The organism is Mycobacterium sp. IDUB_19 (assembly GCF_055419445.1).
In genome coordinates, this window is sequence record NZ_JBVAXR010000097.1 from 1 (window position 1) to 3,881 (window position 3,881).

Sequence of the window (3,881 nt, forward strand, 5' to 3'; positions counted from 1 at the left end):
TCGCTCGACGTGATCGCCGAGACGGGGCTAGTCCCCGCGGACGAGGTGGAGCTGCTGCGTCTCGCGTGGCTGACGGCCACGCGGGCCCGCAACGCGCTGGTGCTGGTCAAAGGCAAACCGACCGACCAGCTGCCGGGGCCCGGACGTCAGCTCAATGCGGTGGCAGTCGCCGCGGGCTGGCACAACGACGACGGAAGTGAGTTCTTGGACAACTATCTGCGGGTGACGCGACGCGCAAAAGCGGTGGTGCGCAAGGTGTTCGGGAGTTGAGTCAGGGAGCCGGCGCGTTTGACGCCATGTTCGAGGTGCTCAGCGCGACAGAGGCTGATCGAGTGACGGCTCTTTACGCTCCGTTGGCTGAGGCGGTCCGGGAACTCGTCGACGCCACCATCCGGACCGAGGCCGACGACGACGTCGTCGAGAAGGCGCGAACCGAGATCGAGGCTGTCACCGAGCTGCTGCGCCAGCGGACCCGGCCGCTCGGGGTGAGCTTTCGCGTCGACGGTCGTCCGCTGCCGTTGGGTAATGCCGTGGTCGGCGTGTGCAACCCGATCGCCCCGCCGATCGACGTGCACCACGACGGCGAGGGCCGCTGCTGGAGCGAGTTTGTCCTCGGGTCGGCCTACGAAGGCCCGCCCGGTCGGGTGCACGGCGGCGTCAGCGCACTGGTGCTCGATCACATGCTCGGCGAGGCGGCCAGCGACGGATTGTCCAAGGCACGTTTCACCGGAACTATCAGCGTGAAGTACCTGCGCGGAACACCTTTGGGCCCGCTTCGTTGTGATGCCTGGATCGATCGCAGCGAGGGCGTCAAAGTGTTTGCGCGGGGCTCTATCTCGGATGCGGAAGGGGTGACCGTGGAGGCAGAAGGCATCTTCATCGAACCGGCGTGGGCGCGGGGAGCCCGGTGAAGTTCTACATCAGCAGCGCCTTCCTGAATACCCGGGAGATCATCGAGATCGCCAAGGCTGCCGATGAACTCGGCTACGACGGCATCGGCATACCCGATCACGTGGTGAACCTGGAGACGCTCGAGACGCCGTACCCGTACACCAAAGACGGGGAACGACGCTGGCAGCCGTTTACCGACTGGCCCGACCCCTGGGTGCTGGCCGGCGCGCTGGCCCAGGTCACCACTCGGCTGCGGTTCGTCACCACGGTCTACATTCCGGCGATGCGCAATCCCTACTCGGCGGCCAAAGCGATTGGCACTGCGGCAGTTTTGGCGTCGGGACGGATCGAGCTCGGCATCGGAGTCGGCTGGTGCCGCGAGGAGTTCGCGCTGATGGGCGAACAATTCGATGCCCGCGGCAAGCGCACCGACGAGATGATCGACTTGATGCGCGCGCTGTGGGAGCCGGGCTGGACGGAGTTCGACGGCAAGTTCTACCAGACGCCGCGGTTGGAGATGCAACCGACTCCGCCGCGGATACCGGTCTACGTCGGCGGGCTCAGCGACGCTGCGCTACGCCGCGCTGCCCGCAACGACGGCTGGATCGGCGACCTGATCAAGACCGAACACGCCATCGAGGCGGTGGGCAAGCTGCGCGACCTGCGCCTCGAAAAGGGTTTGACTATGCACGATTTCACGATTCTGACGCCGCTCACCGACGCGTTCACCACCGCCGACTATCAACGCGTCGCGGATGCCGGCATCACCGGCATCATCACGATGCCGTGGATGTTCTACACCGGGCCTGAGGCCACGTTGGACGACAAGATCGACGGCATGCAACGCTTCCGCAAGGACCTCGCGCTCGACGGCTAGACGGCGGGTTGGGTCGCGACCATACTCGACCCATGCCCTTCACGGTTGTGTTCAGCAACGGCGAACCGCGCGATTACGGCGTATTCGACAAGTACGAGGTCACGGATGCGGGCGTGTTGGTCATCGAGATGCACCGCGGAGACGTCCACCGGCATTACATCGCTCCGGGCAGTTGGCTAGAGCTTGTCGAAATGGCCGAGGGGCAGCCCGCCAGCGCGTCGCGAGGGGTTCTGGGCGTTAGACCTTCTCGTTAAATCTGCATGGGGGAGAACATGAGACAGCAAACGTACGTGTTGGCGGCCGCTGCGATGGCCATCGGTCTGGTCGCGGCCGCGTGCAGCAGTTCGCCCAATCCGGGCACCGCGTCGGGCACCAGTACGACGAGTGCCAAGACGGTCACGACCACGGTGTCGCAAGCCACGACGACGTCGAACGCCCCCACGGACCTTCGGTCGCTGATACCCACGCCGGCGAACACACAACGGACCGACGGTCCGGACAACATCGCGGACAACGGAATCCACCTGCACTTTCTGGTCAACGGGTCGCCGAGCGATGCCATGGGCGGCTATAAGACCGCCCTGGAGGGCGCGAGCTGGGCGGTGACCGTCGTCAGTTCGGGTGGTGGCGGGGAAGGCGGCGGCGCCACCTACACCGGGACCAACGGCAACGCCTACGGAGTGTTCTCCGGCGGCGGCTATGGCGGCACGACCGATATCGATGCCTGCGCCTGGCCGGCCAAGCCGGCCAATCCCGACTGCGGTCACCACCGCTAGCGGCGGCCCGGGAGTTCCGGCTCAGCGATTCTGCGAACCTCGCGCACACCGTGTGATCTCGACCATGCTCGCGCCGGCAGGTCGCTGAGATGCTGGGCCGCCCCGGATACCAATAGGGCTAGTGCTCAACATGTTCCGCGCGTGGTGTCCAGGCGGACGAGCGTCCGAGATGGCACAGAATGCGTTCCAAGTCGCTTGCCGCGTCGCTGGTCATGATGGCCGGATCGAACGCGGCCCCCTCGGCGGTGCGGAAATCCCCATCGTCGGGGACGGCCAGCGCGACCGGTAGTGCCGCAGCCAGGACGTCCGCCGGCAGATCGAACGAGGAGCCAATGGTGCGGGCGACGTCCCAGCCGTGTACGACGTAATCCACGAAGTGGAACCCGATCGCCAGCGCGCCGGGGAACGCCGCACTGGGGCCGAACTCCGGAAGTGCAAACGGGGCGTCGAGCACACCGTCGGCCGTGAACGCCGCGAGCACCTCGGCCGCCGCTGCAGCGTAGGTGCCGGCTGGGTCAGCGACCACCGCGTCTGCCACGGCGGCGGCCTCCCACACCGCTGGGTCAGCGCCCTTCCCGCGAGCCGCCGCCGCGAAGCCGCGATGTTGCACGGTCATGTGGGCCAACAGATCGGCGAGGTTCCAGCCGGCGCACGGCGTCGGTAAGCGCAGCTGCTCGGGCGTGACGGCGTCGACGACATCTACGGATGCCAGCACGGCGATGCGGTGATACGGACGAACATCCGGGAACGTATGCATATATAGACCATAGGCATATGCCTACGATAGGTCAATGTCTACCATCACGGGCATGACATCGAGGGCTAGGCGTCCCGACCTGGCGGCGATGCTCGCGCCGCTGCTTCGCGAGATGATCGCCGCGGAGTTGCCCGTGCTCGAGTCACACGGGCTGACAATGTGGGGCTACAGCGTGCTGCTGGCACTGGATCGCTCGCCGGTGCGGACCCAGGCGGCGCTCGCCGAGGCGATCGGCGCCGACAAGACACGCATCATCCCCATCCTCGAGGAACTCGAGGCTCAGGGCCACATCGACCGCCATCCCGACCCCGACGATCGGCGGGTGCGGTTATTGGCCGCCACGGAGTCGGGCCGTGCCGTCAAAGATGCGGTGCAGACGGCCATCCAGCGTGGCGAGGAGCGCTGGCTTGGGATGCTGTCAGCCCAGGATCGCAACGTGTTCCTGCGGGTGCTGGGTCAGCTGACGCAAAGCGACGACCCATAACGACTAACACAGAAAAGTCCACCCGCCCCGCGATCGCGGAACGGGTGGACTCAACCAGAACTACTGCGGCCTACACGTCGTAGTACAGCGCGAACT

Annotated in this window: 7 protein-coding genes; 6 read left to right on the forward strand and 1 reads right to left on the reverse strand. The window is 66.1% G+C overall.

Annotation, left to right across the window (positions count from 1 at the left end):
• From ACZY0B_RS26920 to ACZY0B_RS26940, 5 genes are all read left to right on the forward strand, one after another.
• On the forward strand, positions 1–270 hold a 270-nt coding region (locus tag ACZY0B_RS26920), incomplete at its 5' end, for a [protein-PII] uridylyltransferase family protein (protein ID WP_463767283.1).
• Positions 267–911 carry a PaaI family thioesterase gene (locus ACZY0B_RS26925; protein WP_463767284.1) on the forward strand — a complete coding sequence of 215 codons (645 nt, stop codon included), beginning with the start codon at positions 267–269 and terminating at the stop codon, positions 909–911. The genes ACZY0B_RS26920 and ACZY0B_RS26925, both read left to right, overlap by 4 nt.
• Positions 908–1,768, forward strand: coding sequence for a TIGR03619 family F420-dependent LLM class oxidoreductase (locus ACZY0B_RS26930; RefSeq protein WP_463767285.1), 861 nt, complete (start codon positions 908–910; stop codon positions 1,766–1,768). The genes ACZY0B_RS26925 and ACZY0B_RS26930 overlap by 4 nt, the downstream gene beginning before the upstream one ends.
• A gap of 32 nt (positions 1,769–1,800) precedes the next feature.
• On the forward strand, positions 1,801–2,022 hold the full coding sequence (locus tag ACZY0B_RS26935; protein WP_463767286.1) for a hypothetical protein: 222 nt from the start codon (positions 1,801–1,803) through the stop codon (positions 2,020–2,022).
• 18 nt (positions 2,023–2,040) lie between these two features.
• Positions 2,041–2,544: a hypothetical protein gene (locus ACZY0B_RS26940; RefSeq protein ID WP_463767287.1), complete on the forward strand. Its 504-nt coding sequence runs from the start codon at positions 2,041–2,043 to the stop codon at positions 2,542–2,544.
• A 118-nt stretch (positions 2,545–2,662) separates the two neighbouring features.
• Here the strand turns inward: ACZY0B_RS26940 and ACZY0B_RS26945 are convergent, their stop codons facing one another.
• The gene (locus ACZY0B_RS26945; RefSeq protein ID WP_463767288.1) at positions 2,663–3,301 is read right to left on the reverse strand and encodes a TIGR03086 family metal-binding protein; all 639 of its coding nucleotides are present in this window, start codon (positions 3,299–3,301) and stop codon (positions 2,663–2,665) included.
• A gap of 52 nt (positions 3,302–3,353) precedes the next feature.
• On the opposite strand from ACZY0B_RS26945, the gene ACZY0B_RS26950 reads away from it, so the two are divergent.
• Complete coding sequence (locus ACZY0B_RS26950; protein ID WP_463767289.1) at positions 3,354–3,785, forward strand: MarR family winged helix-turn-helix transcriptional regulator; 432 nt, start codon at positions 3,354–3,356, stop codon at positions 3,783–3,785.
• Positions 3,786–3,881: the final 96 nt, after the last annotated feature.